24 protein-coding genes are annotated in these 26,232 nt (G+C 39.9%); 11 read left to right on the top strand and 13 right to left on the bottom strand.

All coding sequences use genetic code 11. The features are described 5' to 3' along the window. Nucleotides 1-33: 33 nt before the first annotated feature. The 10 genes from VHO47_03945 to VHO47_03990 form a co-directional block, all read right to left on the bottom strand. Nucleotides 34-4,515, bottom strand: coding sequence for a hypothetical protein (locus VHO47_03945; GenBank protein HEX2978242.1), 4,482 nt, complete (start codon nt 4,513-4,515; stop codon nt 34-36). 151 nt (nt 4,516-4,666) lie between these two features. Then, complete coding sequence (locus VHO47_03950; protein HEX2978243.1) at nt 4,667-5,746, bottom strand: spermidine/putrescine ABC transporter substrate-binding protein; 1,080 nt, start codon at nt 5,744-5,746, stop codon at nt 4,667-4,669. Between the two features lie 15 nt (nt 5,747-5,761). Then, nucleotides 5,762-6,544 carry an ABC transporter permease gene (locus VHO47_03955; protein HEX2978244.1) on the bottom strand — a complete coding sequence of 261 codons (783 nt, stop codon included), beginning with the start codon at nt 6,542-6,544 and terminating at the stop codon, nt 5,762-5,764. Between the two features lie 9 nt (nt 6,545-6,553). Beyond that, nucleotides 6,554-7,423, bottom strand: a complete 870-nt coding sequence (locus VHO47_03960) for an ABC transporter permease (GenBank protein HEX2978245.1) — start codon at nt 7,421-7,423, stop codon at nt 6,554-6,556. Beyond that, nucleotides 7,420-8,517, bottom strand: a complete 1,098-nt coding sequence (locus VHO47_03965) for an ABC transporter ATP-binding protein (GenBank protein HEX2978246.1) — start codon at nt 8,515-8,517, stop codon at nt 7,420-7,422. Before VHO47_03965 ends, VHO47_03960 begins: the two co-directional genes overlap by 4 nt. After that, nucleotides 8,514-9,191: a hypothetical protein gene (locus VHO47_03970; protein HEX2978247.1), complete on the bottom strand. Its 678-nt coding sequence runs from the start codon at nt 9,189-9,191 to the stop codon at nt 8,514-8,516. The genes VHO47_03965 and VHO47_03970 overlap by 4 nt, the downstream gene beginning before the upstream one ends. A 152-nt stretch (nt 9,192-9,343) precedes the next feature. Further along, nucleotides 9,344-10,102, bottom strand: coding sequence for a hypothetical protein (locus VHO47_03975; GenBank protein ID HEX2978248.1), 759 nt, complete (start codon nt 10,100-10,102; stop codon nt 9,344-9,346). 114 nt (nt 10,103-10,216) lie between these two features. Continuing rightward, on the bottom strand, nt 10,217-11,269 hold the full coding sequence (locus tag VHO47_03980) for a hypothetical protein (GenBank protein HEX2978249.1): 1,053 nt from the start codon (nt 11,267-11,269) through the stop codon (nt 10,217-10,219). Nucleotides 11,270-11,396: 127 nt separating this feature from the next. Beyond that, nucleotides 11,397-14,270 carry a BamA/TamA family outer membrane protein gene (locus VHO47_03985; GenBank protein HEX2978250.1) on the bottom strand — a complete coding sequence of 958 codons (2,874 nt, stop codon included), beginning with the start codon at nt 14,268-14,270 and terminating at the stop codon, nt 11,397-11,399. 237 nt (nt 14,271-14,507) lie between these two features. Next, nucleotides 14,508-14,792 carry a hypothetical protein gene (locus VHO47_03990; protein HEX2978251.1) on the bottom strand — a complete coding sequence of 95 codons (285 nt, stop codon included), beginning with the start codon at nt 14,790-14,792 and terminating at the stop codon, nt 14,508-14,510. Nucleotides 14,793-15,017: 225 nt separating this feature from the next. On the opposite strand from VHO47_03990, the gene gltX reads away from it, so the two are divergent. Continuing rightward, nucleotides 15,018-16,448, top strand: a complete 1,431-nt coding sequence (gene gltX, locus VHO47_03995) for a glutamate--tRNA ligase (GenBank protein ID HEX2978252.1) — start codon at nt 15,018-15,020, stop codon at nt 16,446-16,448. 22 nt (nt 16,449-16,470) lie between these two features. On the opposite strand, the gene VHO47_04000 is transcribed toward gltX, so the two are convergent. After that, a complete protein-coding gene (locus VHO47_04000; protein HEX2978253.1) occupies nt 16,471-16,725 on the bottom strand; it encodes a hypothetical protein in 255 nt (84 codons plus the stop codon). 161 nt (nt 16,726-16,886) lie between these two features. On the opposite strand from VHO47_04000, the gene VHO47_04005 reads away from it, so the two are divergent. The 4 genes from VHO47_04005 to VHO47_04020 all read left to right on the top strand — a co-directional run bounded on the left by VHO47_04005 (nt 16,887) and on the right by VHO47_04020 (nt 19,803). Continuing rightward, nucleotides 16,887-18,287 carry a hypothetical protein gene (locus VHO47_04005; GenBank protein HEX2978254.1) on the top strand — a complete coding sequence of 467 codons (1,401 nt, stop codon included), beginning with the start codon at nt 16,887-16,889 and terminating at the stop codon, nt 18,285-18,287. 149 nt (nt 18,288-18,436) lie between these two features. Then, entirely contained in the window at nt 18,437-18,649 is a 213-nt protein-coding gene (gene rpsU, locus VHO47_04010; protein ID HEX2978255.1) for a 30S ribosomal protein S21, read from the top strand. 11 nt (nt 18,650-18,660) lie between these two features. Further along, the gene (gene rbfA, locus VHO47_04015; GenBank protein HEX2978256.1) at nt 18,661-19,038 is read left to right on the top strand and encodes a 30S ribosome-binding factor RbfA; all 378 of its coding nucleotides are present in this window, start codon (nt 18,661-18,663) and stop codon (nt 19,036-19,038) included. Between the two features lie 27 nt (nt 19,039-19,065). Beyond that, nucleotides 19,066-19,803: a prepilin peptidase gene (locus tag VHO47_04020; protein ID HEX2978257.1), complete on the top strand. Its 738-nt coding sequence runs from the start codon at nt 19,066-19,068 to the stop codon at nt 19,801-19,803. On the opposite strand, the gene VHO47_04025 is transcribed toward VHO47_04020, so the two are convergent. Both VHO47_04025 and VHO47_04030 read right to left on the bottom strand, forming a co-directional pair. Continuing rightward, nucleotides 19,792-20,343, bottom strand: coding sequence for a hypothetical protein (locus VHO47_04025; GenBank protein ID HEX2978258.1), 552 nt, complete (start codon nt 20,341-20,343; stop codon nt 19,792-19,794). The genes VHO47_04020 and VHO47_04025 overlap by 12 nt on opposite strands. Next, nucleotides 20,327-20,815: a prepilin-type N-terminal cleavage/methylation domain-containing protein gene (locus VHO47_04030; protein ID HEX2978259.1), complete on the bottom strand. Its 489-nt coding sequence runs from the start codon at nt 20,813-20,815 to the stop codon at nt 20,327-20,329. The genes VHO47_04025 and VHO47_04030 overlap by 17 nt, the downstream gene beginning before the upstream one ends. Before the next feature lie 225 nt (nt 20,816-21,040). Here VHO47_04030 and VHO47_04035 point away from each other — a divergent pair, with 225 nt between their 5' ends. The 6 genes from VHO47_04035 to VHO47_04060 all read left to right on the top strand — a co-directional run bounded on the left by VHO47_04035 (nt 21,041) and on the right by VHO47_04060 (nt 26,151). Further along, nucleotides 21,041-21,445, top strand: a complete 405-nt coding sequence (locus VHO47_04035; GenBank protein ID HEX2978260.1) for a hypothetical protein — start codon at nt 21,041-21,043, stop codon at nt 21,443-21,445. Nucleotides 21,446-21,800: 355 nt separating this feature from the next. Further along, nucleotides 21,801-21,935, top strand: coding sequence for a hypothetical protein (locus VHO47_04040; GenBank protein ID HEX2978261.1), 135 nt, complete (start codon nt 21,801-21,803; stop codon nt 21,933-21,935). A gap of 148 nt (nt 21,936-22,083) precedes the next feature. Next, a complete protein-coding gene (locus VHO47_04045) occupies nt 22,084-22,494 on the top strand; it encodes a hypothetical protein (GenBank protein HEX2978262.1) in 411 nt (136 codons plus the stop codon). A gap of 233 nt (nt 22,495-22,727) precedes the next feature. Continuing rightward, entirely contained in the window at nt 22,728-24,152 is a 1,425-nt protein-coding gene (locus tag VHO47_04050) for a hypothetical protein (GenBank protein ID HEX2978263.1), read from the top strand. 311 nt (nt 24,153-24,463) lie between these two features. Further along, nucleotides 24,464-25,201, top strand: a complete 738-nt coding sequence (gene atpB / locus VHO47_04055; protein HEX2978264.1) for a F0F1 ATP synthase subunit A — start codon at nt 24,464-24,466, stop codon at nt 25,199-25,201. Then, entirely contained in the window at nt 25,201-26,151 is a 951-nt protein-coding gene (locus VHO47_04060) for a hypothetical protein (GenBank protein ID HEX2978265.1), read from the top strand. Before atpB ends, VHO47_04060 begins: the two co-directional genes overlap by 1 nt. Nucleotides 26,152-26,232 lie beyond the last annotated feature (81 nt).

The raw sequence follows: 26,232 nt of genomic DNA on the forward strand, positions 1-26,232 counted from the left end.
AATCATCTAACCTTGTAACTTTAAACAGCGTCATTACGATCCACGTATTTCTGTGACTATGTTTATATCACTTGTCGCATCATCAACGTTCAGGTGGACAGCGCCACGATTAACTGAATATTCATAGCCCCTTGGATCTGCAGAAGTACCGCCTAAAACGCGCGTATATGGTGTACGGTTGATAACATTATTATGAACATACGCAACAGTAAATACATTGAGATTCGTCATTGCACAGTTTGCTTTGGGCGACGCATATGAATCTATTTCTCTTGTTGCCAAATAGGTATACAAGGCTAACGGAGTAACTGCTGTAGGTTGCGGAGGCTGAGTAGCATCATTCAGAATATCTTTTGATGAGAACATACCAACCGTTAAACTGCTGTTCACGACGCCGTTGAATGTGGTCACTGTCGGATTTAATGTGACACCTAAACTTGGCCCGCGAAGGATCGTGCGCAGATCGTTCATGAATGGTTCAGCTGGTGAATCAAATGATCCTGAACGTTTAGGAGCATATGCATCAAAGAGCGCTCGTCCTGTTTTGAAGAATTCTTGATCTGTTGAAATCGTTTCACCTTGCATCAAGATTTCCATCAACTTAGCGATAATTGGCCTCATTTGATCGACAGGAACGAGGAAGGAATCTGCCTGAGAGGTCATCAACTTATCAAAGAACTCACCCGCTTTGCCCGTAAATGCATTGCTAAATTGAATTCTTTCCTCAACGCCTAAACAATTCTGCATAAGAATCATATTAGCGCCACCTTGAATATTTGAAACAACAGGATCGAAGTTAAAGGTGTAAGAGTCAGCAGGCCCAATTGCTAGGAGCGATGCAAGATTGAAGTTTCCTGAGAATATTTGGCGATGGCGGAAAATACCTTCTTGAATGTTTATGCTTACGTTACCAACGTTTGCTAAACAACCAACCACCCAATTATTTGGGAAGGTGCTCGTTTTATCTACGATGCCAACGCCAAGACCAAAGAACCCCTGACGATTGATTTGAAATAATGAGCCGTTGCCATTAATGGTTAAACCAAAATTAACCGAAGCTCCTGGCGTGACAAGCGTATTGCCGACTTGGAAAGCACCACCTTCAAGACTATCGTTACCTATTTCAAATCGCGCTCGATCTTGTAGAATTAGATTAATGTTTGTGAAGTTCGTACATGTTGGATCTGTTTCAACACCAAAGAACGTATCGTTTGGCACAACAAAACTTGATGCATCGTTCATCACGATCGTACCATTACCAATTAATTTCACACGAATTGAATCAAGATCTGAAACTGATAATCCCGCTTCAAGGCCTACGTTAAATACGCGTTCAAGAGCAAGCGACGAGTTATCATTGAAAACGACGGTACCGCCGCCAAGAATCATGCGAGCACCAGGTTCAAATACTAAGCTTAAATTACCTGCAAATTCGATATTTTGCGTAGGAAGAGTGAATTGTGAAAGATCAAGTACACCAGTATTAAGTACTCGAATCTCTTTAGGATCCTGAGAATGGAAGCGTAATGTTTGCGGAGATCCGATACCAAAATTTGGACCTGGCATAATATGGCATACGTTATTAATTATAACATCTTCATTAATCTCAAAGGTGCCACTGCCATTAGCGCATAGTTGCACGCCGTTAATACCAAGAACAATTTGTGCAGAATCGGAATCAAGATTGCGGTGCACCGTGTTCAATCCAACAACACCCTCGTTTTGCACTACGATGAATGCAACGGGAGCTTCTGCCGTATTGCAACCAAGCAAGAACACCAATTCACGAATATTGCCACCATCGCATAGTAAATGCGCTTGATCACCAATGCGTGAACGTTTGATTTGGAACTGATCAACAGTACCTTGTACCGTCGGCAGCGATTGTAAGTTTGCAGCGGTTACCGGTGGGCAGAAACATGCACTTGGCGTAAATACTGGTTCATACGGAACGAAGCTTGGTGTACCGGTATAATCCTTAGTGACAGCACCCCAATCCATCGTGAAATCTGATAAGAATTGGCCTGCTGGAATTAAGATCGGAGAGTTTGGCGGTGTTAAATTAATATTCCATTGCGTAATACCAACGCGATTACGGAAATTCACTTGATTTTCTGGAAGATCAATCACGCCGTTTCTGCTACGAACAACCATCGTTGAGAAGTTTGCTATAGCCAAACGGTTGATAGTAATTGTTCCATTTGCATCGACAAATATTCCGCCCTGGCCTGTTGTACCGCTTGTTTCAGGAAGACCAAGAGATCCGCCATGGGTTTCAAATGATAAATAATCACCAACAATAACGAGCGAAGGAGTCGTTACCAACGCAAACGGAATTCCTTGCGTACTTGTTCCCACTGCCCCGTCGGTACCGATTGAAATATTACTATTGTTGCCCAAGAAAATAGTGTGAACAGAGAATTGACCAGTTATGTTTCCCGTAATTCCTTGCGTAATGCATGATGAATTGTAGCTGACATCTAGAAGCAATTTGTGAAGACTTGCAACCGCTTGTGCGTTTTCTTGAAATATATCAAGATGCGCATCTTTATCAATTAATTGCCCAGCTGCTGATAGAGATCCTAAATTGGTTCCCAAGATTACATAACGACCGTAGGCATTATCAATTGCACGACCGTTTGCATAAAACAGGAATTCACTTACGTTGCCACCCGGATTTATCGGATCGTTTGGCACACGAATATCAACGCCAGTAAATCCTGCGCTCGTGTTGAAACGAATGAACGCATCATATAATGCAATTGTTGGACGCTGTTGGCCAACTGGATTGCAAAGAACGAATGTTTCACCACCAATGTAGGTTGGTTCAGAATTTAAATCGCAACGTCCTAAATTATCTCGCTCAAGAACGATATGATTAACATCAGTATGCATAATCGATGCATTCCCAATGTTCATACGGTTATTAATAATCCATCCAGCACTATTATAATGCTGGTATGAACCATCTGCGTTCAGAGCAAAAGTGCGCATTGGAAATTGCGTCTCAGTCCCCTCTACAAATACGGGGCATCCAGATTTCGTAACCGCTAATGAAAGAACGTTTAAGCCGTTATTTCCAAGCGGGTCCCCATTCGCATTCAACAAGCCTTCAACGTCAAAGACTAAATTACCGACTCCGGGTGTTCTTTCAAGCGGATCGATCGTAAACGAAAGTACGAGCGAACCACCGACTGACACGAACTCAGTATAGCTACCAAGATTATCGCAACCAGATCTGAAATAGATTGCAGAAGAACCGTCCATTTTGATCAGCGCAGGGATTGCGTTTGCGTTCTGGAAACCATCAACAATAAACGCTGATGGATTGCGGAACTTGATAAAATCTTCAGGACCAGATGCTTCGCCATTCAATATGGCCGTCTGAATTAATGGCTGAAGATTATTAAAAGGTGTGAATACTTGAGGAACTGCGTTCGTTGTTGTACCTATATAATTTAAATAGGTAATATTTTGCAATTCAAGTTCAGCGTTTGCACCAAGAATGAATCCTGTTTGAGTACCGGTTACTAAAAATTGTCCATCGCAGAACGGATCCTGTACATAATTAGTCAAGATGTTATTTTGGTTGATCACCGTTAAACAAGCCGGCGTTCCAGCACCACTATTTGCATTCTGTATAATAAAATGTGCATTGCCACCAGCAGGAACTGCTAGATTTATATCCGATATGAGAATGTTTGGATTATTCAACCCACCTATTGCAGTCAGTTGATGGCCCATGATATCAACGTTAGCACCATTGAGCAAACGAAGTATCATTAATCCAGAACCTGTATTAGATGGATCAAATTTGATAAGCGATGTTTCTGTTGCACCACCTGCAGCGATTGGCGTTACTGCCATATAGCTCATAATTGAGCGTGGTCCAACTTGAACTTCAACATTACCAGCAAGATCTACCGCACCTAATGAACCAAGTGGTTGGAATCTGCTAAAGAGAACTGTAGGGCTCGCACCATTTTGCATCGCAACAAAGAATTTCGTTCCACCACTTGTTGGAATCGAACTGAATGCAACGTGCTTGGTTCCTTCTATAAAGAAGTTAACAGTACCACCGCCTGAAACAGTCACCAATAGGTCAAGGAGTGTTGCTCCGTTTGCTGTTCCTCTAAAAAGAAGATCATTTGTTAAAGAGAAGGTAATTGAGTGCCCAGTTGCTGCATAAAGATACAAACGAGCTGGATTGGTTGGAACACCATCCGAACGATTTCCTGAACCGGTAATAACAGCATCACCATTCGTTACAGTAATAGAGATATCGCACGTAATAGCTTGAACATGAATACCATTAACCAGTGCGTTGGTTCCAATAACATCAATATTTTGATCGGTCACGTCGGAAGTGACACCTGCGCTAAATCCGCCAGGTCCGTCACTCAGATTATGCCAATTGACTGTTGTGGCGCATGGCGCGGCAACTAATGTCTTTGATATAAAAATTAATGCAACGATTAATAATCTTTTTGCCAAATAATTGGCAGAATTCTTCATAACTCCTCGCCTTTTTTTAAAATACTACTACTTTTCTTATTCTGAAAATACAATCAATCTTCTAACATACTACTAAAAAAAATAGCTATAATTTTGAATTTTTTATTAGTTGAGTTGAATAAAACATTTTTTGGAAGTAAACGCTAGTAAATTATACTTTGATCGCCATCCAAAGATGATTAAGCTGCTGATCAGAAGTCATTAGTCTAAAAAAATGAAGCGAGCTAATCGGGAGTCGATATGCTTCAATTAAAGAAGACGGCGCACCAGCGTCTTGCAGCCACTGATTTAATTCTTTGGTTGCGGGAATAAATGGATATTTATGAAAATGATGCTTTAAAATTTCTGGCTCAAAAAGAAAATTAATGAAATCATAAACCGCATCTGAGTTCTGGGTGGTTCGAGAAATTACCAAGTTATCAAGCACAAGAAAACCGCCCTCTTTTGGTATTTCAAAATTAATAGCGCGATTTTGTTTGAGCGTATTCATAATGAATGGGCTCGCAACAACCGCAACGTTGCATTGTTCTGAACGCAGCAAATAATCTGCACGCATATCCGCATCAACATAGGCTTGCACATGCGGGCGCTGCGCAACCAAAAGATTATAAACTTCTTTTTGTTGCTCCATCGAAAGTTTTTCGAGTGCACCGTACAAATAATAGGCAGCAATAGCTACCGCTTCTCTGCCACTATTAAGCATCGCAATCTTACCCGGCAGCGTCTGATCAAAAAGAAGTTTCCATGATACCGGCCCACTGTGAGGCAAAACGTCGGTACGCAGACCGAGACCGTACACGGCCCAATGATAGGGAATAGAATAATGATTTTTTGGATCGAAATAAACGCCAAGTAATTCAGGATTCAAACGATCCCAGAAAGAAAGCTTTGCGCGGTCGATCGGCATTATCAACTGATTATCAATAAGCTTTTCCATAATATAATCGGATGGAATAATCAGATCGAAGCCCTGCGCTCTGCCTGCTAATAATTTGATAAAGAGCTCTTCATTATTTTCAAAATACGAAAGACGAACTTTAACGCCAGTTTTTTTCTCGAACTTTGTAAGCAGCTCTGCATCGATCATATCGGTCCATGTGAGTACCGTAATGATTTTTTTTGGTTGAAGCAAACGCATAAGCGGTGAATAAAGAAAAATAATAATCAGCGCACACCAAAAAATAATCATGCCACCACGCACCAATAACCTGAAAGATGCCGTATTGCTCATCAAGTCCCCCTGGAATTAAAAAAGTTTGGTACGAAATCTACTTGTCGCAAGTATCAAAATGATAGCGCTGCTCAGTAGAAATAGAATAGTTGATAACGCATTGAGCACCGGCGACATCCCGGTACGAATCGTCGCAAAAATATACAACGATAATGTTTGCGCAGAGCTGCCCGCACAAAAAAAAGATAATAAAAAATCATCGAGCGAAATAATAAAAACTAATAATCCTGCAGATACGAGCGTTGGAGCCACCAGCGGAAAAATTACTTTCATAAATGTTTGGTTAAGCGTTGCGCCTAAGTCAAGCGATGCTTCAATAAGGCTATAATCTATTTCTGCAAACCGGCTTGAAAGAAGCGGAACCACATACCCTAATCCCAAAATAGTATGGCCAACTATCAAGGTGGTTAGACCAAGCGGAACACCAAAAAAAGTAAAAAATGTTAGTAATCCAACCGATAAAACAATTTCTGGAACCATTAAATTTGCATAAAATGATGCCAAGAACTTTTTCATTTTCGCTTGAACGCTATAAAAAACCACTAAAAGCCCAAGCACTAAACTCAAAAAAACTGAGCCGCATGCAACAATGAGGGAATTCTTAAACGCATCCCAAATAACAGGAGATTGAAAAAGCTCCGCATACCACTTGAGAGAAAATGAGTGCCAAGTATACGGAAAACTTACACTGTTAAAAGAAAAAACGATTAAAATAATAATTGGCAGATAGAGAAAGACGTAAACAAGCGCAAGCATGATCGGCAAAACATAGCGCGAGAAACCTTCATTGATCCACATTGCTTAACCTCACACCCGGTAGATAATTTTTTTTAGTAACCAATTGAGCAGCACAATAGAAATAAGCAGGCATATGCCGCTCATGCAGGTAAATGCTGCGCCTCGTTCAATTTCTAATGCATTGAGCACATAATGCGAAATCGCAGTTCCCACAAAAACATATTTATCACCGCCCATTAAAAGCGGAATTGCAAATTCACCAAATGCAAGAACATATACGAGGAAAAATCCTGTTCTAATCCCTGGCCAACTCAGCGGCAAAATAACGCGCAAGAAAGTTTGCCAATAAGTTGCGCCCAAATCGCGAGAAGCTTCAAGTAGATTCTCATCTACTTTTTCTAATGCACTCACTAATGGCATAATCATAAACGGCATATAGCAATAAAACATAACGATCGATATAGCAAAAAGGTTATGCAAAAGTGCAAGCGGTTCATGAATTAAACCCAGCGAAGTTAATAATCGATTGAGCAAACCATCCCGCTCAAGAATAAAAAACCATGCATAAATTAGAATAAGAAGGTTGGTCCAAAACGGTACAAGCAAGAAAAAAAGACAAAGTTGCTTAAATCTTCCTGCTTTGAATGCTAAAAAATAAGCAACTGGATAAGCGACAAGCAAACAACTAAAAGCAACTACCAATGCCAAAAAAAGTGAATTTAAAATAATTTTGAAATGCAAAAAATCAAGAACCGCTACATAATTTTTGGTTGTTACAATCAATGCAGAAGCAACGCCCGCGCGATCGACGATGCTCATCAAAATCATAACAACTAATGGAATGCATAAAAAAAACAATTGCCAAATAAATGCGGGAAGGCAAAAGAAAAAAGGGAGCTCTTGCAAAATTGCTTGTTTGATCTTATATGCTCTATTCATCGTTCTAGCAGCACCGCGTTTTCTTTTTGCCAATGAAGAAATACTTCATGGCCATAATCAATAACTTCTCGCGCAAAATGTTCTTCGTTCTGTTCAAATACTTGCATCAAATAATCATTTGCTAAGCGAACGTTATATTGCGTGGAACGACCATGATACACAATAGATTCTACGATTCCTTTAACTTGATTTGCAAATCCTTGCACCGATTGCTTTGCGATTAAAATTTTTTCAGGCCGAACGCTCATATATGCTTTTCTACCGGAAACCATCCAATCTTTTTTTTCAGGAACAAACATACGAACGATCGCCAATTGATCGACATCCATGAGCACTTCCTGCCCATTAATGGCTTCAAGCTTACCTTGTAAAAGATTTGTCGTGCCTACAAATTTTGCAACGAAAGTAGAAACAGGAAACTCATAAATTTCTTTTGGTGTTCCTATTTGCTCGATTGCTCCATCATGATTCATAATTGCCATTTGATCTGCCACGGTGAGCGCTTCAAACTGATCGTGAGTTACGTACACAAACGTGGTTTGTAAATTGCTTTGCAGCTCAATGAGCTCAAGAAGCATTTTTTCTCGTAATTTTAAATCGAGCGCTGCAAGCGGTTCATCAAGCAAAAGAACATCTGGTTGATTAATCACTGCGCGCGCAAGCGCTACGCGCTGTTTTTGCCCACCAGAAAGCTGATGAATAGATTTGAACATGTGTTGCTCAAGATGCACACTGTTGAGCATCTTGATAACGCGTTGTTCGATAATTTCGGGTGAAACACCCTTTATTCGCTGGCTATAAGCCACGTTATCAAAAACATTCAAGTGAGGGAAAAGAGCATAGTTTTGAAATACCGTATTTATCCTGCGTTTATTGATCGGCGCGTGAGTAATCTCTTGATCGCCTAAAAAAATATGCCCATTATCAACCGATTCAAAACCGGCAATGAGGCGCAAAATAGTTGTTTTTCCGCAACCGCTTGGCCCTAAAAGAGCAAAGAATTGACCTGAAGGAATCGTTAAATTCAAATCCTCAAGAATTGCCTGCCCATCGTACGTTTTTTTTATATTTTCGAGCCTAATGCTCTTTGTCATGCTTTCTCCGACCGCGCAATCACGACTGGGATAATAATATCTGCAAGCGTGCATGGTATCACAACTGCCATAATTAACAACACAAATAGAGGGCCCATGAATGGATACCAATTAGTAAACCCCTCAGAAACCATATAGAAAAGTGCTGCTAACGAACTGCAAAATATGTGCCCTATATGCGTGATCAAAGAATAAACTTTTTTTGAAGAGCCGTTTTTGCTAATTACTAATCCGTTTATAAGGCCGATTGATAAAAAAGGAATAACGTTGCGCAGTTCTGAGCCCCAACAAATATGCAGCCTCATCGAAACGCCCAATAATCTTCCCGCAACATACGGCAATAAAATATCTGAAAGTGTACAGAAAACTATAGCTGAACACATCGCAACTACAAAGCCGCGCATCATATTAGTTGAATAGCGCGAAAAAGTAATTAATGCACCAGATGCAGCAAAAGCTAAATGTACAAAGTGAAAACTATGAAAAAGCATATGCGTACCGCGGGAAGCTGTAGCAGCATCGCCACGCATAATACCAAAAAACTCAACTAAACTGAGCACTAAAATCCCGACCGCTACCGAAAAAATTGCGTACGGAAAATGGCACATCAATTCGTCCATTAACGATCCTGTATGATGCTCGTGAAGCCCGCATCCTTTTGAATGATCTTCCATTTTATTTTAAACCTTTATTTTTCAATTAAAAAGCAGAGAAAACCCTGAGACTTACACTATAAATCTTTTTTGGAAATTAATCAAAAATTGAATAGTAAAAAAGAGCCTGGTTTGACCTAGGCTCTTTTTATAGTTTTTGCATGAAAATAAGGCTATTTTTTGTGCCACCATGTTAGGTACGCTGCAAAACCCAAGGCGGTAGCAACAGAGCCAATCCCTGCAGCCATCATGGCTTTTTTAGTGAATATTCGCGCATTCATCATATTTTGGTGTGCGAGTTGATTTTGCAGCTTTGTTATCTGTTCGCCTTGGTTTTTTAATTTTGCTTCGCATTTTGCATGTTCGCTTTTAAGGGTGTCATTAATGTTGATAAGCTGCTGCAACTGCTGTTCATATTGCTCATTCTTATTTGCTGAGTGGCGTCGTAAACTTTCATTACGTACGTTTTTTGCATAAAGCTGTATATAGGTTTCATTCAAAGGATCTATACAATTGTAGTCTAATACTCTTTTTTCATATGCCATCATGCCTTCAAGCAAAGCACTATGGTCTTTTCGCGGTACTAGTAAATACATCCCTGAGTTATAAGGTACGACGGTTACTGAATTGAGAGGCATAATCAAATCAAAGACGCGCACATGCTCAACCAATAAATCAAGAAATCCGCCCTTTTCATCAACTCGCAAAAGCTTATGATCCGGATATGTTTTCAGCGTGTCGCCGATGCTTTTGGGAGAAAGTGGAGTAGCATCAACGCTTTCCTTTGAGCTTTTAAGCTTTTCAATCATTGCTAGGAATTGTCGTGCTGGCGAGGGCGCGTCTTTTCGAGGCAAAATAGGAGATTCCATCCCCAAGAGCTCTTTTGAACAAATGCTTAGCATTATCAAACTAATAAAAGCTGTTTTCTTCATACCCACTCCTTTTGAACCATTCATTTTTAGAATAGCCTTAAAGGTGATCGATTTAAAATAAAAAGAGCCCGAATGCGATCGAGCTCTTTTTCAAATGCTTTAATAAGATAACGTTTATGCTTTGTTCATATACCAGTTATAAGCAGCTTTTAAGCCGGTATAACTTGCTAATGCAACAGCGCCACCCACAAAATATTTTCTCCAAGAGTTTTTTTCAGCTTGAAGTAGCCCACTAATTGTGGACACTTCACTCTCAAGAAGTTCTTTCTTATTCTTGTAATACTCAAGAAGTGGAAACGTTAGGGTTAATTGTTTGACACCTTTTTTAAGTTCGCCATTTTCATCTGCAAGCTGGGTCAGCTTCCCTGTCGATTCAAGAACCTTTGCTGACAATTTTTCATTAGTGCTTTTTAATTCTTGTATTTGATTTTCGTTCTCATGGATTTTCTTGCGAAGCTCCTCAGATGCGATATGCAATTCTCTCGCTTGATGCTCAGCCTTTTTATCTGCTTCACTTCCATTTGAATGCCCATTCGCATGGCCATTCTTATTTGAATACTGCAGGTTTGCGTTTTGCTTTGAGAGCTCCGAAAGTTGTTGGGCCATCTTTTCTTTCTCTGTCGACAGCTCAAAAATTCTTGAATCAATATCAGCACTGTTAAAACTGCGGCTGCGGTTATGCGTAGAATTCTTCTTCGATTTTTCAATCACTTGAGCGATTTTTTTGAATTCCTCGTAGCTTTTTTTTCCAACTTGCAAATAAATTTGACCGCCCAATGCAGGTACTAGCTTTATCTGCGCCCTGCTCATGGCAGCAATCATTCTCGCTGCATTCGCATAATGATAAAGCCTCTGAAATTCACCTGTAGGGTTTTTTTCTGAGTCAAAGGTTGCCTGAATCAAAATTTTATCTTCACCACTCGCAGGCGCATTGACCGACTCCACTCCTGGTTTATAAAATTCTTTTGCTTTATCCAAAGCTGTTTTAAACACAATAGCTCCATCTGCATTTTTTTTTACCATGTCGGCTATATGGTTGTTTGCATATCCACATTGCTCTTTCATTACTTCATGTTCAGTTTTTTTTGGTGAATTATCCATGCCAAATATCGAACCAGTAATCGCAGCTATAGCTGCCACAAATATAATTTTTTCTATTTTCTTCATAAAATCACATCCATAGTTTTATAGATTAAATAATCACTTATAGAATGCCCAAAATTAAATAACTTGTCAAATAGAAATTATTGCAAATGGGCCATTTTTATAGGCCACCAGAAAGAAAAACTAACTCCTAAAACGCGTGGCCCAGCGTAAACCAAGCAGCGTAAGAATTTTCTTCAGGATCCCGTTTGCGCCACTTCCAGCCAATATCAAAACGCAAAGGGCCGATAGGGGTTAAATACCGCAAGCCAAATCCGGTTGATCCTAAAAGAGAGTTGCTATCGATCGCGGTTAACGGCGCATCAGAGACTAAAATGCCAATATCCTCAAAAATCGCCCCCCAAAGCCGTTCCATAATTGGTATCGGAAATCGCACTTCTAAGTTTGCGTTAAAAACAAAGCGTCCACCTTGCGGCACTAAGCACTCTTTTCCTTTTTCATCAATAAAAACCCCAAGTGGCGGCGCAAAATCTGGCAAATATCCCCTGAGCGACATTTCTCCACCCAAATAAAAGCGGTCGATGGGCATGATCGTTGCAAAATGATGGGCAAAAATATTTCCGACTCGAACATGCAAACCAAAAATCGTATGCCACACCGGAAAGAAGAGTGATTGATCGAGTAATATTTTTAAAAAGGGCACGCCATTCTTATTAAATGGTGCCATACCTTTACATGAAACGACGGTGAGCGATCCAAACCGCGGATTTGCTTTGTTATCAAGCTCATCAATAAATAGATTTGGCTCAATATAAGCGTACGGAGCTTTCTTATCAATCAAAACTGGTTCAAAATTAATCGCCCGAGCTAAATCTACCGATAAATGATTTGTTTCAAGAAGCTCAAAGCCTGCATTTATGCCCCATTCTCTTTTATCAGCTTTATAGCTTAATCCGATCAGGCCACCTTGCTGCCGCGCTTGATAAAGTGGTTTTGCAGATCCCAAGATAATCGGCTGCATATAGGTACTGTTGTACCCTTTCAAAATTAAATTAATGGGAAATCCTAAAAACCATGGTCGCTTATAAATGCCTGAAACGTTTCTATAGAAACGAGTAACATCAATATCAAGCCGCATACTATCTGCATAATTGAACGGATTTTTAATCAGCAATGATCCGCCTAGTTTATACGTAGTGCCATTGCGAAACGCGAAATTTCTGCTGACTTGCTGAAATCCTGCACGAACCCGCACCTCATAGGGATCATCGTGCACTAATTTTAAAATTACCGCTTTTTCATTATCACATTCTTGCGAACTATCGCCATGTGCATAAATAGTTTCGAAAACATCTAGATCTCGTAATTTTAGAAAAGATTCGCGCACGCGTTCTTTATTCCACCAATCTCCATCGTGATAGCTGAGATTTTTTTCTATAAGCGAAAATGGCAAATGGGTGGCTCCCTGCAAAATCGTTTTGCCAAATTTGAATCGCTTTCCAGGAGAAACATGCCAAATAATTTCTACGCATTCATTATTCTGTAAAATTTCTGCTTTTAATTGAGCATAGAGATAACCGCGCGATTGAAAATAATTGAGAAGAGTTTTTTTGTGATCATTTAATTTATCGAAGGTAAAAAGATCATTCTTGCTCTCTTTATGCAAAAGAACTGCTGCATACTCTTCATCATCATTGCAGACACCTTCGATCGCTATTTTTTCAATTGTTTTATGATTTCCTTCATAAACAGTCAATTCCAAAATGTATTCATGCGCGTTTGCTGCGGGTACAAATTGCTCTCTTTCAATTTTTGCATCCACAAATCCTTGTTGATGATACCACTTTAAGAGTTGAGCGATTTGATTTTTCAGACTTTCCAAATCAACGTGTTTCTTTTTTTTATACGCTTTGAAAAATTTCTTAGAAAGCCATGTTTCGTCTATTGAAGTTAGCCCGCGCACGATAATTGAACATATTTGAGCACGCGGCCCCTCGTTGACTAAAAAAAAATACTTATTGTTCTCTTGCTCGATTTCAATACGAACTTCCCAAAAACCTTTTGAGTGATATCGTTCTATTATTTCCTCAGATATAATCGAGAGCGGCACCATATCAGCAGCTCTTCCAAAACTAAGGCAATGATCTATCAACTCTTTTTTTGAAAAAAACTGATTCCCAAAAAAAATAAATCTGCGCTGATTGGCCACATTTAAATGAAATGCCAAGTTGATTGTACAACTATCTGTATCTATAGTTTTGCGTAACTCAATGCGAGGATTTAAATATCCTTTTTTTGCTAAGTATTCTCGTATTTTTTGTGTTTCATTATTAAGAAGTTGCTGGCTGCATACGGCACGCAAAAGTTTTTTAGCGCATCGTTCTTCAATCTTATGAGCCATCATTCGATGCTCATCATCTACCGCTTCCTGATCAAACTTGATCGACAACGCCTCTATGGTGAATGGCGCACCCGGCACAATTGATACGGTCGGTGTTACTAATTTTGATCTATGATCATAGGTATGATAACTACTGACGGTTGCATTAATATAACCATCCGCAACTAAAGCTTCCTTAATAATGTTTATAAAATGGTGATGACGCTGAATATCAAATTGTTCGCCCTGTTCCATTCCATAAAGATGGCGATATGCCTCTTTACCAAAAAAAACGCCATCGAACTTAACTTTGTGAAACGTCCAAAACCCAACTAATTTAAAATGGATTCGAAAACTTGTTCGATCAACATTTTGAAAAAAAAGATCTATTGTTTCGAATTTATTTTTTTTCTTTAGATAGGAAAGTGCACGCTTAACCTGCATAAGAGAAAGATCGGTGCCACTTTTAATATCAACTAAATAATCAAACTCATTCTGGCTAAAAAAAACATCCGACTCGTACGTGATCGATTCTACTTTTAATTTTTCAGGAAATTTTTCTTCCAATTCTTGAAATAGTAAATCCCCAGATCGCACGACAGTAACATCAAAATCCGATTGGGCAGAAAGCGCCACGAAAAAAAAGATAATAGAATTAAAAAACAAAACACGGCAGTATAACACAGCTTTCCTAGAGCTTTTCCTCGATGCAATTAGCTTATCATAATGAGCTACGATTGGTAGAAAACTCTCTGCTATACTCTTTGCTAGCTTATAAAAACAATTCGAGCGCGCAATTTTCTGATGAAAAGTAGTAAATAGGGAAAATAGATTCGATCATGTACAACTGAAAAAAAGTGAACCATGAATGATTAAGGGAATTGGATTTGGCAGGCCTTATAACGAGCCTGCCACTAAAACTTACTCAATAATCCGGAAAACTCCTCGATAGTCTTTCGACTTAATAAAGGGTTCAATTTGAATTCGATCAATACTTTTGTTTGCCGCCTCTTTATGCAACGTATCTATTAAATCTTGCAAATCGTCTTTTTGTCCGCATGCGATAACTGTTATCGTCGGCTCTGCGACACCCACTAAATGTGCCGTCCCTTCAATGGACAGTTCTCGAGCGCGTTGCGCCACGGTGGTCTGCAAAAATCCCTTGGGGACTTTTAAGACAAAGGTAATATGTAAACATTGCTTCATTATCGTCTCCTTCTTCCAGAGCAATCAACCGGTACTGCTCGGTCTATTTTTTTCGCAGCTCATAGGCACCCAAAACTCACAAAATTAAGTGCAATAAATTTGAGAGGAACCTAACAAAAGGGAATTTCGAATGTCAAAGTAAATTGCTGCCAACTGGCAATGCTGGACTCGAAACACCAAGAACGGTACACTATTCTTAAAGATACGTATACTCAAGGAATGTCAATGAAATCATCACCAGTGCGAGTGCGCTTTGCACCTTCTCCTACCGGCCTTATGCATCTTGGGAGTGTTCGCATTGCACTTTTTAATTTTCTGTTTGCCCGTCACTTCAATGGTACTTTTATTTTACGTATCGAAGACACGGACCTTGAGCGAAATTTCGATCCAGGCGGCGCAATTATTATGGAAGATCTGGCATGGCTAGGACTTTCATATCAAGAAGGCCCTATTGTTGGTGGGCCCGACGCACCATATGAACAATCAAAACGGGGTGCGGTTTATCAAGAAAAATTAACACAACTTATTCAAAAAAATTCCGTTTATCGTTGCTTTTGTACTGTTGAAGAATTAGATCGCAAACGAACGCGGCAAATAGCAAGTAAGCAGCCACCTCGCTACGATCGAACATGCTTAAAACTGACTCAAAAACAAATAGATGAAAATCTTTTAAATAATGTGCCTTTTATTTGGCGCTATCAAATACCTGCCGGCACTATACAGATTACCGATCTTTCACGCGGAAACGTTTCGTTTGATCTTTCTAATTTTTCAGATTTTCCTCTTACACGAGAAGATGGCAGTTTTACGTTCTTATTTGTTAACTGCGTTGACGACATTTTAATGAACATTTCTCACGTGATTCGCGGTGAAGATCATCTTTCAAATACCGCAAATCAAGTCGTCCTTTATCATGCGCTTGATAAAGAAGTGCCGCTTTTCTGGCATATGCCAATTATTTGCAATCCGGAAGGGAAAAAACTTTCCAAGAGAGATTTCGGATTTTCTTTGCGCGATTTAAAGCAGGCAGGATTTTTGCCAGAAGCGATTTGTAATTATTTAGCAATTATCGGCGGTTCATTTGAACAGGAAATAATGACGCTGACTGAACTTTCAAAAGCGATTGATTTTAAACATATTCATACTGCAAGCACGATAAAATATGATCTTGAAAAACTTCGCTGGATGAATCATCAATGGATTATGCGCATGGATAGTCCAACGCTCACCGATGCAATATTGCCTTTTTTGACAGCAACTTATCCGCAAGCCGCACACCTAAATCGCACAACAATTGAAAAATTAGTTTCATCAATTAGCAAAGAAATTCACACGCTCAAAGATGCACCCGCGGCGCTGCATTATTTTTTTGAAGCACCTTTAATTACTAAAGAAAAAATGCTTGAACATATTTCGCCAGAAAATTTAGAACTATGTTTAGCAATAATCGAAGAGAAAAAAAAGCTGTTAAGTAAGCCTGAAGAATTTATTAAAGAAGTAAAACAAGCTGCTTCAGAAAAAAATGTACCAACCAAAGCGCTCTTTGCAACTTTGCGTTTGTTCATTTCTGGATCTGCCCACGGCGCATCGCTTCATGATATGATTACACTTCTTGGTGCCGACGAAATTACAAAACGATTGTCGGTAAAAATATAGTGAATTAAAGATGTATTGATGTTCAAACAACAGTATCTGCTTGCATCAAGCGATTCGGTAATTTGTTCAAATTACGTACGATCTCTTTTTGTTTAAATACTTCCATCAATTCAAGAAATGGCACTTCGTTATCCACTGGAACAAAAAATTCAAAAACACTTTCTTGTTTATCGATCGTGCGTTCAAAAACTAAATGTTCATAGCTGCGCAGAATCGCAGCAAACATCCAAACGCGAGAGCGTTCTATATGAGCTTGATAGTAAAAACAGTACGCCATGCAAAAAACCTGTTTAGGAGAAAAAAAATCACAACCTTGTTTCCTAATGATCGTTTAGTATAGCATAAATGCACCGCTCATGCACACATCATCCAGCTGATTGACGAACGTTATCTAAAGGTGCTATAAAGGAAAAAGAAGCTTTGATTGAAAGGATAGTGATGAAGAAAAAATTTATACCGGTGCTTTTGGCTGCCCTCGCCTTAGCTGTATGGCATCGCACCAGTATGGGCATCACGATGCTCACCAAAAACGATCCTTACCCACTTTATACCACAGCCTATCCGTATCACTATCTCCTTTTTGGTGTAACGAATTATTTTAAAGATATCACCGACTGCGTAAAAATTGACCGCATTTCGTTTCACGTCACTCCCTTCCATCAAAAAGCTAACCGCGGAAGAGATTTTGAGGGGTGCAAAAGATTTCTAGGCGACCTTGAAGGCCGCTGGAACATGCTCGGGCTTCTCTATGGCGCTGTTCCAAGTGGCCAAAGTTTAGCAGGTACGCAAATAGGATTTGCAAAGCAGCAACTTTTTCCTCCATTGGGGCCGAATGATACCGTTGCAGTAGAAAACGTACTGACCGATACGAGTTGTCATATCGGTTATTTTGCAGTACCTCTCAAGTATCGCAAAACGGGTGTTCGTTTTGAACTCGATGTTCAACCATTTGAAGATTTTGGATTCACAATTCAAGCAGGGCTCGCGGATATAAAACAAACACAAACGTGCCCATGTTGTGGCTTTATCGATCTTACCCCCACGGTAAGTTTAGATGATAGCATTTTTCCTGCTGCCGCTGTTCCTGTTATTGAATCGCTTTTAATGTCTTGCACCGCCGCGACTCTCACTTTCAGCCAAATTGGCCTTGAGACGTGCGACTTTGAAGAAGATTCTGTCGAAGATATGCGGTTCTTTGTTTGGTGGCGCCATGTATTTGAAGTAAATGCGAATAATTGCACTTATCCGTATTTCTTATTTATTCCGTTTGTCCAAATTGAAGCGACTGCACCGCTAGGCAAAACACAAAATCGACGAAAAGCATTCGCGCTCCCTTTTGGTAACGATGGGCATTCCTCAGTCGGATTTACAGCAGGCTTTCATTTAGACTTTAAAGAGACGATCGAGATTGGCTTCTTTGGGGGCTATACCGCTTTTTCTTCACGAACGATCGATCTTTTCAGATTGCCAACAAGCCCCGTGCAATCCGGTGTGTTTCCTTTTTCTACGACCGCTAAGATACAGCCGGGCCATAATAGTATATTTGGCGTGCTTTTTCATGCATATCGCTTCCTTGAACGTCTTTCTTGCTGGGTAGAATACGATACCATTCATCACACTGAGGATAAAATAACGGTCGTAAATCCACCGGCCAATAATCCATTTATTCCAAGACAACAAGAATGCCTCTCAAAATGGCGTGTACAGGTGCTCAACACAGCGTTTAATTATGAAATTTCACCAAATTTGACGCTGGGCCTTGCGATGCAATGGCCGATCACACAGAGAAATGCGTATCGCTCAACTACCCTTGCCGGTTCGCTGATTGCAACCTTTTAAGGAGCGCTTTAAATAATACCTCTAGTTGCCTCCAAAAGAGCGCCCACCTTACTAGACATGCCAGGCAAAAACGGATATAGTTAAAGGCAGTTCTTAAACATATTACTTACCCCCGGCTGCGCTGCAGCTTGAAAGGATTGTGTTTCTCTATGACTAAGAGAAAAGCAAATATCGTTATAAACGTTAATGCAAACGTGGAAAAGTCGCTTAAGCAACTTAAAAAGAAGATTGAGCGCGAAGGTGTTGTTCGAGATATGAAGCGATTAGTTTACTTCGAATCTCCAACGCAAAAAAGACGTAAACGCTTAATGCGCGCCGTTAAGCAGAACTATATCCGCATGGCCTCTCTAAAGTTGATTTGATTTCTTAAATCATGGCCAACTTTGAATCAAAACGTGTACGCGATATAAAAAAAGCACAAAAAGAAAAACTCTTTTTCCGTGAAGTATCGCAGCTTTTCTTGCAAATGACGCTTGATGATAATCGCATAAGAGATATTCACGTAAACCGTGTCGAGCTTTCAGCCGATAAAAGTATGTGCTACATTTACTTTTATACGCCAAAAGGCACCGAAGGCTTCAAAGAGAAACTTGATATTCTGAAGCTTTACAAGCCATCTTTACGCACAGCTCTTGCAGCAAAAATTAAAGCTCGCTATACGCCGGATCTTGTTTTTATGTTCGATGAACAATATGAAAAGCAAGAAAAAATTGAGCGGCTTTTTGACGAGATTAAAAAAACTGAGGAATAGCTCATCGAGCCGTTACTTCTTATTCCGATTTTTTTATGCTGGGGTTCATTTCTCAATCTTGCCGCTTATAGGCTGATTCACGGCGGATCGATTGTTTTCGGCCGTTCTTCATGCCCTCATTGTCGGCACACTCTTTCTTGGCCAGAACTTATTCCAATTATTTCGTGGTTTGCACTGCGCGGCAAGTGCTTGCACTGCAAAGAATCTATTTCTTGGCTTTATCCATTCATTGAATTGCTCACCGCTCTTATATTTTATGGAATGGTAACGCAACTATCGTCCGATTATTGGATCGCTTATTCTATCTTTTTTTCTGCATTGATTATTACTATTCGGACCGATATTGAAACGATGCTTATTTCAAGATTTGCTAGCGCATTTTTAATTCCGGTTGGATTTCTGTTAACTATTTTTGATCTATTGCCAATAACCTTTGCGCAAAGCTGTATTGGGGCGATTTCAGCCTATATTTTCTTGTATGGAATTGGCTGGCTTTATTATAAATTTACCCACCGCATCGGGATGGGACAAGGAGATGTTGAGCTCATTGGTATGATTGGCGCTTTCTTAGGAGCTCAAGGCTGGTGGGCATCGCTCATGCTTGCATCTCTAGTTGGGTCATTCTCGGGCGCGATCATTCTTTTTACGCTTTCGGCAAGCAAAACAGAAAAAATCAAACTTCCTTTCGGGCCGTTTCTTGCTCTGGGCGCATTGTGCTACGTATTTTACGCAGGTTCTTTAATGAAACTCTTTCTAGGATTTTAATTTTTCTCTTAAATAATCTGGCATTAGAGGTATTTCTAGTGCAAGCAATCGCGGTGCAGCAAGAATTCGATCCGATTCAAAAAAACCATATTTTGATTTTTCTTCAATAGTCAGCATACTCTTGGCCATCAACCCATATCCATATAATCGCCAATCTGCACGGTTAACATCGGAAGTAAGTGCCCGATCTATAAGATCCAATGCCGCCAATGGTTGGTTATGGTAGGTCAGCAAACTCATAGCGGCCAGGCGAAATGCACTGGTAAAATGCGGATCGAGTTTTTTCATGACCATCATTGATTGCATTATTTCTTCTGCGTTTAATCGCGCGCAATCTTTCTGCAAAAACTGAAACCAAAAAAAATCGGCAGCTATTAACTTCCACGAGCCTAAAAATTGGATATATTCATAATGAGAGAAAGTATGCGCGGTACGCGATTGGAATTGGAACTCTTGTAATAAAACATTTAACACAATCGAGAATGTGTAAACTATTATGATAAAAATAAGAATGAAATAATGTTCACGCCAAATCGTCATGCGTAATTTTTATTTCATTGCGATGATCAACCGTTAGTCGATCGTCAATACCATCGCCATCAATATCTCCGATTGCAGCGGCTAAAAAAGTAGTTGCATCAGCTTTTGTGTCCCCAAGGCTTGACCCGTTAGCGCCTAATTTTCCGGTAAAGCAACAATGCCCTTCTTGCCCATTGAATCCGTACGTATAATAAAATCGTTCGTTTGCACCGCCGCCAGAATATCCTTCAGGTTGCCAGCCAGCACCCTCTTTACCAATAAGTTGCGTGGTATATTTTCCGTTTTCCGCCCAATACGCTTTTTCCGCTAAATAAAGCGTTCCTAAATTCATATATGCTTCTGTTCGCTTTGCTTTTGCTAAAAATCTAAAAAAGCTTGGCATCGAAACCATCGATAGAAAAGCAACAATCGCTACAACGATCATTAATTCAATCAAAGTAAATCCGCGACACTTTTGCGTGATCTTTTTCATAGACTTGTTCTCCCCCTAGCCCCTCATTTATCTGTTATAATTTACGCAGGGAACGAACTATTAAGTCAATGATTGTCAGATAAATTTTTGATCTGCATTAATGCCTATTACCGTCCATAACTATTCCACTATTTCTAAAAAAACCATTACAACTAATACTATTTGAATAATTTACTTTTATTCTTAGGTTTGCGTATAGTTAAAATAAAAATAGGGAGATTTTTTATGAAACTATTTTCTAAGCTCATTATTGGCGCCACGATAATGAGCCCGCTATTCTGCAATGACTATTTCAATCGGATTCCCAAACTTGATCTAAAACAAACTGGCCTTATTAAGATGTCGATCGGATCATTGCTTATGCTCTACGGCAGTGCGCAGTTCGGTATACCGGTGCCATTATTTTCAGAAAATCGATTTGCATCTTTTTCTACGCTTTTCAATGGCGCGCTATTTACTGGAACCGGCTTTACGCTTTTTGAAAGTGGATTGAGTAATTATCGCCAAGAAAAAAATGTGGCTCTTGAGCCTCGCTCAATAATAAAGCACTGGGATGATCATATTATGAAAGCTGCGAAATATAGCGTGCTCATCGCCGCAGTTCCTATAGCTCGTTACCTGGCAAGATGATAGAACAAATAACACTTTTTTACTCGATTTTGTTAAACGTTTATAATCATGTCGCATTATTAATGTTCTACTCGGAGTTATCATGAAAAAAGCATGGATACCGCTCGTTTTGGCTTTTAATTTGACGATTCCCCTTATTGCAATGCACCGCCACAAATAAAACGGTTATTCCACTCCCGCTGCAGGGAGCTCTAAAAATAAGTTACGGGTTTCTTTCTTGCCTTTATGGACTTGCTCAATTCGGCGTGCCGGTCAAAATATTTTCTCCCGTTGAAGCGCCATCCGGTTGGTCGATAGCAAGGATCTTTTGCTTTGTGAGGTGGGAAGCAAAAGCACAAGAACCTGGATAACCAATATGTTAGGAACTGAAACTTATTCTCCTAACTTGAAACACCACATAAAAGAATACGCAACCGTTGATACGCGGGCAGTTACCGTACGCGTTCCTCTTTATGCAACGTTATATCATATGGGTCGCTTGAAAAAATAGTCACCGAATCAATGAATTCAGAGGCCAGCCTTTTTGTATTTGATGATAGTAAAAATGCCCAAAAGCACAAAGGACTATTTCTAATGGCGATTTTAAAAAAAGTTGATATGATAATCTAAAGTAGTTGTCATTAAGCGAAATGGATTTCATGAAGATTTCAGGAAAAAAACCCGCTCTCGCGATAACTTTGCTAACTTTTTTAGCAAAGGGTGGCGTACAAAACAACGCGCAGATACAAAAAACGCCCATTATAGAGCCTAGCGTACAATTACAAAAAATATCCCGCCAAATGCAAGCTGCTCAATTTACCTTGGGTGTTAGCTTAGTGCTTATTTCCGGTTTAATTATTGATCCAGCAAAATACAGCTCATCCACCGAAGAACTTATTCGTTTAGCTACAGGGTTACCTCTTTTTGGCATTGGATGCGAACTGGCAACCCAAAGCCTCTTAGCCAATCGATTTGCTACTCCCAAAGATTATGCGTGGGGAGCAGCGGGCAATACTGCGTTCGGCACTCTCGGGATTCTTTTTACCAAATTCTATATTTCACGAAAATAGATCAGTTTTTTGCTTAAAAAAAGGTATCGTTCCCCATTTTTTTATTTTTTTGTAAATAAAATACCCGCATTTCAGCTTTAATTCGTAATTTGACATTTTTCTGGAATAATATATTCTATATGCATATAAGGAAAGTCTGAAATTTCAGTTTGATATTTTAGACTATAAAATCTGTCTGTAAAATTGTATTAACTAGAGTGCGGCAATTTAACTACCGTCTAGCGGAGAAATCTATGATAAACCAAAATAAGCAGACTCAGGCGCCAAAAGGTGCAATATCTGGGTCCCAGAGAAACTACAACGAAGTTGTGGAATTTTTGGATGCACGTTGGTCCGAACAACGAACAGAGAAAAATCTAGCAGCAGTCAAAGCGCTCGATAAAGCTTTAGGATATCCCAGCAAAAACGTTTCTATCGTTCTTGTTGCCGGAACCAATGGTAAAGGGCTTACCATCAACTTTGCGACAAGTTTGCTCAAAGAAGAAGGTTTAAAGGTAGGTGGCCTTTATAGTCCGCACGTTCTAACGTATAACGAACGTATCTCATTGAACAACGAAACAATTTCAAATAAAGCTTTTACTGAAATTGCAAACGAAGTTATCAATGCTGCCGCAATCAGTGATATCAAAGCTGACTCGCTCGATATCCTCAATATGATGGCCCTTCTTTATTTTAAACAACAGAAGGTCGATCTTGCGCTGTGCGAACTATCTGATAGTTCTGTCAACCACCCACTCTCTCTCACAACGCCACAAGTCGTTGCTATTACACGCGTTACGCAAGATAGCTCAACAATCGTTGATGAAAAAACGCTTGAACAAGAAGTTTTAAACTTAATGAAATTTGCCAAAGAAACAACGTACGTGGTCTCGGCTGATCAAAGCAAAGCGCATCTACAATTAATGCTTGATGAAACAAAACGCATTGGCGGCCGTTGGTCAATGCCAATTCGTAAACTTGCGCCACTTCGCTACCCATTTGAGCAGCTTTTTGGTCGCTGCGCAGCACTTGCTGAACGCATTGCACAAATCCACATCGACCACTTTGCAAATAAAGATTCACTCATTCCTGAAAATAGCTTGCTTGCTAAACAAAAAGGTCAACGTGGCCGTCCAACCTTGGAAAAGAAACGTTTTGATGAATTGAATCCAAAACGTACTATCGAGCAATTCTGGAAAGAAACAAATACAACTCTTCCTGCACACTTTGAACTACTTGATAAAGAAAAGCCAACCATATTGCTTGATAATGCACGAAATATCGATGCATTAAAAAACTTGCTTCTTGGTATTCGCTTATTGCATTATCAACGTCCGCTCAAAGGGCTCACCTTTGTATTTGGCTGCGATAAAAATAGACTTCATGTTGATGAGTTCTTGCGCTTGCTTCGTTATTTTTCAAAGAAAAACTCAGCAAACGTTATCTTCTGTCCAATATCTCACGCGGTTCCTGGTGTTCAAACCGAATCATGGGATGTGGAGCAAATTACGAACGACGTGAAAAGCTTGAAAATCAAAGCACGTTCTGCAAAAAACTTTGAAGAAGCATTCGACGCTGCTAAAAAATCTGTGGATGAAAGACACGGCCTCGTGGTTATCACCGGCTCACCATCGATTATCGCAGAATATTGGCATCACAAGGGAATTAAAAAAATCTAACCAATGATTACTTTTTCTCAAGGCATTTTTGCAATTGCTGCGGGAATTATTGGTGGAACGATTTACGGGCTTTTGTTCTTACGAGCAAAAGCCCTTTGCCTTATCAAACCCCATTTTACCCCCCTCTTAACATTCCTCCGCCTTACCGGCTTAGCAATTTTTTTATTTTATGTATTGCGTAGCTCCATTTCTCATTCTATACTCCTAATAGTTAGCTTTTTTTCGGCATTTTGGTTCGTCATTATTAAGCACTCCCGGCAGCGTTAAATAACTACGCGCTTATTGAGGGATCAATCTAAGGGCATGCGCTCATGGAAGCGTTTGAAAATGGACAATCACTCTGGAATCCACTTGGCTGGTTGGGAATAGAAAACGATCTGTTAAAGTTAAACGGTTCGACTATTATTAATACCTGGATTGTTCTTTTTGTTCTTATAACTCTCCTTATTCTCGTTCGGATTTTCATCGAAAAAAGTGCAATTTTAGCGCATCTTGTAAAAAAAGCGGTACAAAGCCTTATCGATTTGATTGAACAGAATATGGGAAGATTTGTTTATTCCCATTTTTTGATGGTCGCCGCACTTTTTCTCTTCATTCTTGGATGCAATTGGGTGATTCTGCTGCCATGGACAAAAGAGCCTACAACCGATATAAATACAACCCTTGCCCTCGCCGTGATAGCATTTTTCTACAAAGAAATCGCCTGCATACGGGCGCGTGGATGGTGGGGTTACTTAGAAGAATTTTTAGAACCGTTTTTCATTATGGCACCGATTAACGTTATCGGACATTTTTCAAAAATTATTTCTCTTTCGTTTCGCCTTTTTGGTAATATTTTTGGCAGCTCAATTATCATGGATTTGTATACGCACGTTATTTCCACATTTTGGGTGACGGAATTACTTGGCCTTCTTTCGGGCCTTAATATCGTTGTTGTTCTTTTTTTTGGGCTCTTTGAAGGGCTTATTCAAGCATTTGTTTTCGCAATGCTTACCCTTACGTATATTGGTTTAGCGGTGCAAAAAGATCATCACGGCGAAAGTAACTAATGTTTAATCCGTCAATTGTACATTATTCGAGCTTAGCCAGCGTTATTGCACTCACCAGCTTGGGAGCAAGTTTGGGAGGTGCACGCGCAAGCAAGGCGGCAGTCGAAGCGATAAATATCCAACCAGCATCAAAAGCAGAGATAACAAAAGTTACGGTTGTTGGGCTTGCATTAATCGAAACTGCTGCAATTTTGGCACTCATTTTAATTTTGCTTTTATTATTTAAAATTAAAGGATTGCCAACTCCCGCAATGGCCTATGCTGAACTTGGCATCGCTGCTGGAATGGGAATAACAGGATTTATAAGCGGATTAGTGTCCGCTGCACCAGTTGTACAAACATGCTTTGCAATTGCTCGCCAACCTTTTTTTTCGCAACAGTTAATGAATCTGATGATCATCACCCAAACAATTATTCAAACGCCGTTGATTTTTGTATTTCTTATTTCACTTTTCGTAACGCTTCAATGCACACCCGAACTTGCACTTAAATCAGGAATTATTTTAATGTCGGCCGGCATTTGTATGGGGCTTGGATCACTTGGCCCATCAATTGGCTTGGGAAGATTTGCTGAAACTGCATGCAGAAGCGTCGGCATCAATAAAAAAGCATATAGCTATATTTTACCATTCACGCTCATGAGCGGTGCGTTTATCGAAACGCCCCTTATTTTTGCTTTTCTGGTTTCTCTCATTCTACTGGGAAACATTTCAAGCACCGATGCTTTTATTGGAATCCGTTCTATTTGTGCAGCACTTTGCATCGGCGTTGGCACATTCATGCCAGGCATAAGTTCCAGTAAAACAGCAAGTGCCGCGTGCGAACAAATGGCGCTCAATCAAACAAGTTATTCACGTGTTTCTCAAGTAAGCATGTTCGCTCAAGGAATAATCGACGCTGCTGCCGTCTACGCTTTACTGACCGCCCTGTTTATAGTATTTCTTAAATAAGTAGCCCCACAGACCGCTACGCGGTCGTTTGTAGGGGCCCCAGAATGGTTCGATACATTTTGCTCATAATATTCGCAAAAC

This window comes from Candidatus Babeliales bacterium, from assembly GCA_036260945.1.
Lineage (GTDB): Bacteria > Babelota > Babeliae > Babelales > JACPOV01 > JACPOV01.

Coding starts and splice junctions, on each gene's coding strand:
- VHO47_04000 (HEX2978253.1), bottom strand. CDS start 16,725: ATGGCGTACTGTTTTTACTATCAAGCTCATATAGAACGCTCTCGCGTT.
- VHO47_04025 (HEX2978258.1), bottom strand. CDS start 20,343: ATGACGATTTGGCGTGAACATTATTTCATTCTTATTTTTATCATAATA.
- VHO47_03980 (HEX2978249.1), bottom strand. CDS start 11,269: ATGAAGAAAATAGAAAAAATTATATTTGTGGCAGCTATAGCTGCGATT.
- VHO47_04005 (HEX2978254.1), top strand. CDS start 16,887: ATGAAGAAAAAATTTATACCGGTGCTTTTGGCTGCCCTCGCCTTAGCT.
- rpsU (HEX2978255.1), top strand. CDS start 18,437: ATGACTAAGAGAAAAGCAAATATCGTTATAAACGTTAATGCAAACGTG.
- VHO47_03950 (HEX2978243.1), bottom strand. CDS start 5,746: ATGAGCAATACGGCATCTTTCAGGTTATTGGTGCGTGGTGGCATGATT.
- VHO47_04040 (HEX2978261.1), top strand. CDS start 21,801: ATGTTAGGAACTGAAACTTATTCTCCTAACTTGAAACACCACATAAAA.
- VHO47_04045 (HEX2978262.1), top strand. CDS start 22,084: ATGAAGATTTCAGGAAAAAAACCCGCTCTCGCGATAACTTTGCTAACT.
- VHO47_03970 (HEX2978247.1), bottom strand. CDS start 9,191: ATGGAAGATCATTCAAAAGGATGCGGGCTTCACGAGCATCATACAGGA.
- VHO47_03955 (HEX2978244.1), bottom strand. CDS start 6,544: ATGTGGATCAATGAAGGTTTCTCGCGCTATGTTTTGCCGATCATGCTT.
- VHO47_03990 (HEX2978251.1), bottom strand. CDS start 14,792: ATGAAGCAATGTTTACATATTACCTTTGTCTTAAAAGTCCCCAAGGGA.
- VHO47_04030 (HEX2978259.1), bottom strand. CDS start 20,815: ATGAAAAAGATCACGCAAAAGTGTCGCGGATTTACTTTGATTGAATTA.
- gltX (HEX2978252.1), top strand. CDS start 15,018: ATGAAATCATCACCAGTGCGAGTGCGCTTTGCACCTTCTCCTACCGGC.
- VHO47_04060 (HEX2978265.1), top strand. CDS start 25,201: ATGTTTAATCCGTCAATTGTACATTATTCGAGCTTAGCCAGCGTTATT.
- VHO47_03960 (HEX2978245.1), bottom strand. CDS start 7,423: ATGAATAGAGCATATAAGATCAAACAAGCAATTTTGCAAGAGCTCCCT.
- VHO47_03945 (HEX2978242.1), bottom strand. CDS start 4,515: ATGAAGAATTCTGCCAATTATTTGGCAAAAAGATTATTAATCGTTGCA.
- rbfA (HEX2978256.1), top strand. CDS start 18,661: ATGGCCAACTTTGAATCAAAACGTGTACGCGATATAAAAAAAGCACAA.
- atpB (HEX2978264.1), top strand. CDS start 24,464: ATGGAAGCGTTTGAAAATGGACAATCACTCTGGAATCCACTTGGCTGG.
- VHO47_03965 (HEX2978246.1), bottom strand. CDS start 8,517: ATGACAAAGAGCATTAGGCTCGAAAATATAAAAAAAACGTACGATGGG.
- VHO47_04050 (HEX2978263.1), top strand. CDS start 22,728: ATGATAAACCAAAATAAGCAGACTCAGGCGCCAAAAGGTGCAATATCT.
- VHO47_03975 (HEX2978248.1), bottom strand. CDS start 10,102: ATGAAGAAAACAGCTTTTATTAGTTTGATAATGCTAAGCATTTGTTCA.
- VHO47_04035 (HEX2978260.1), top strand. CDS start 21,041: ATGAAACTATTTTCTAAGCTCATTATTGGCGCCACGATAATGAGCCCG.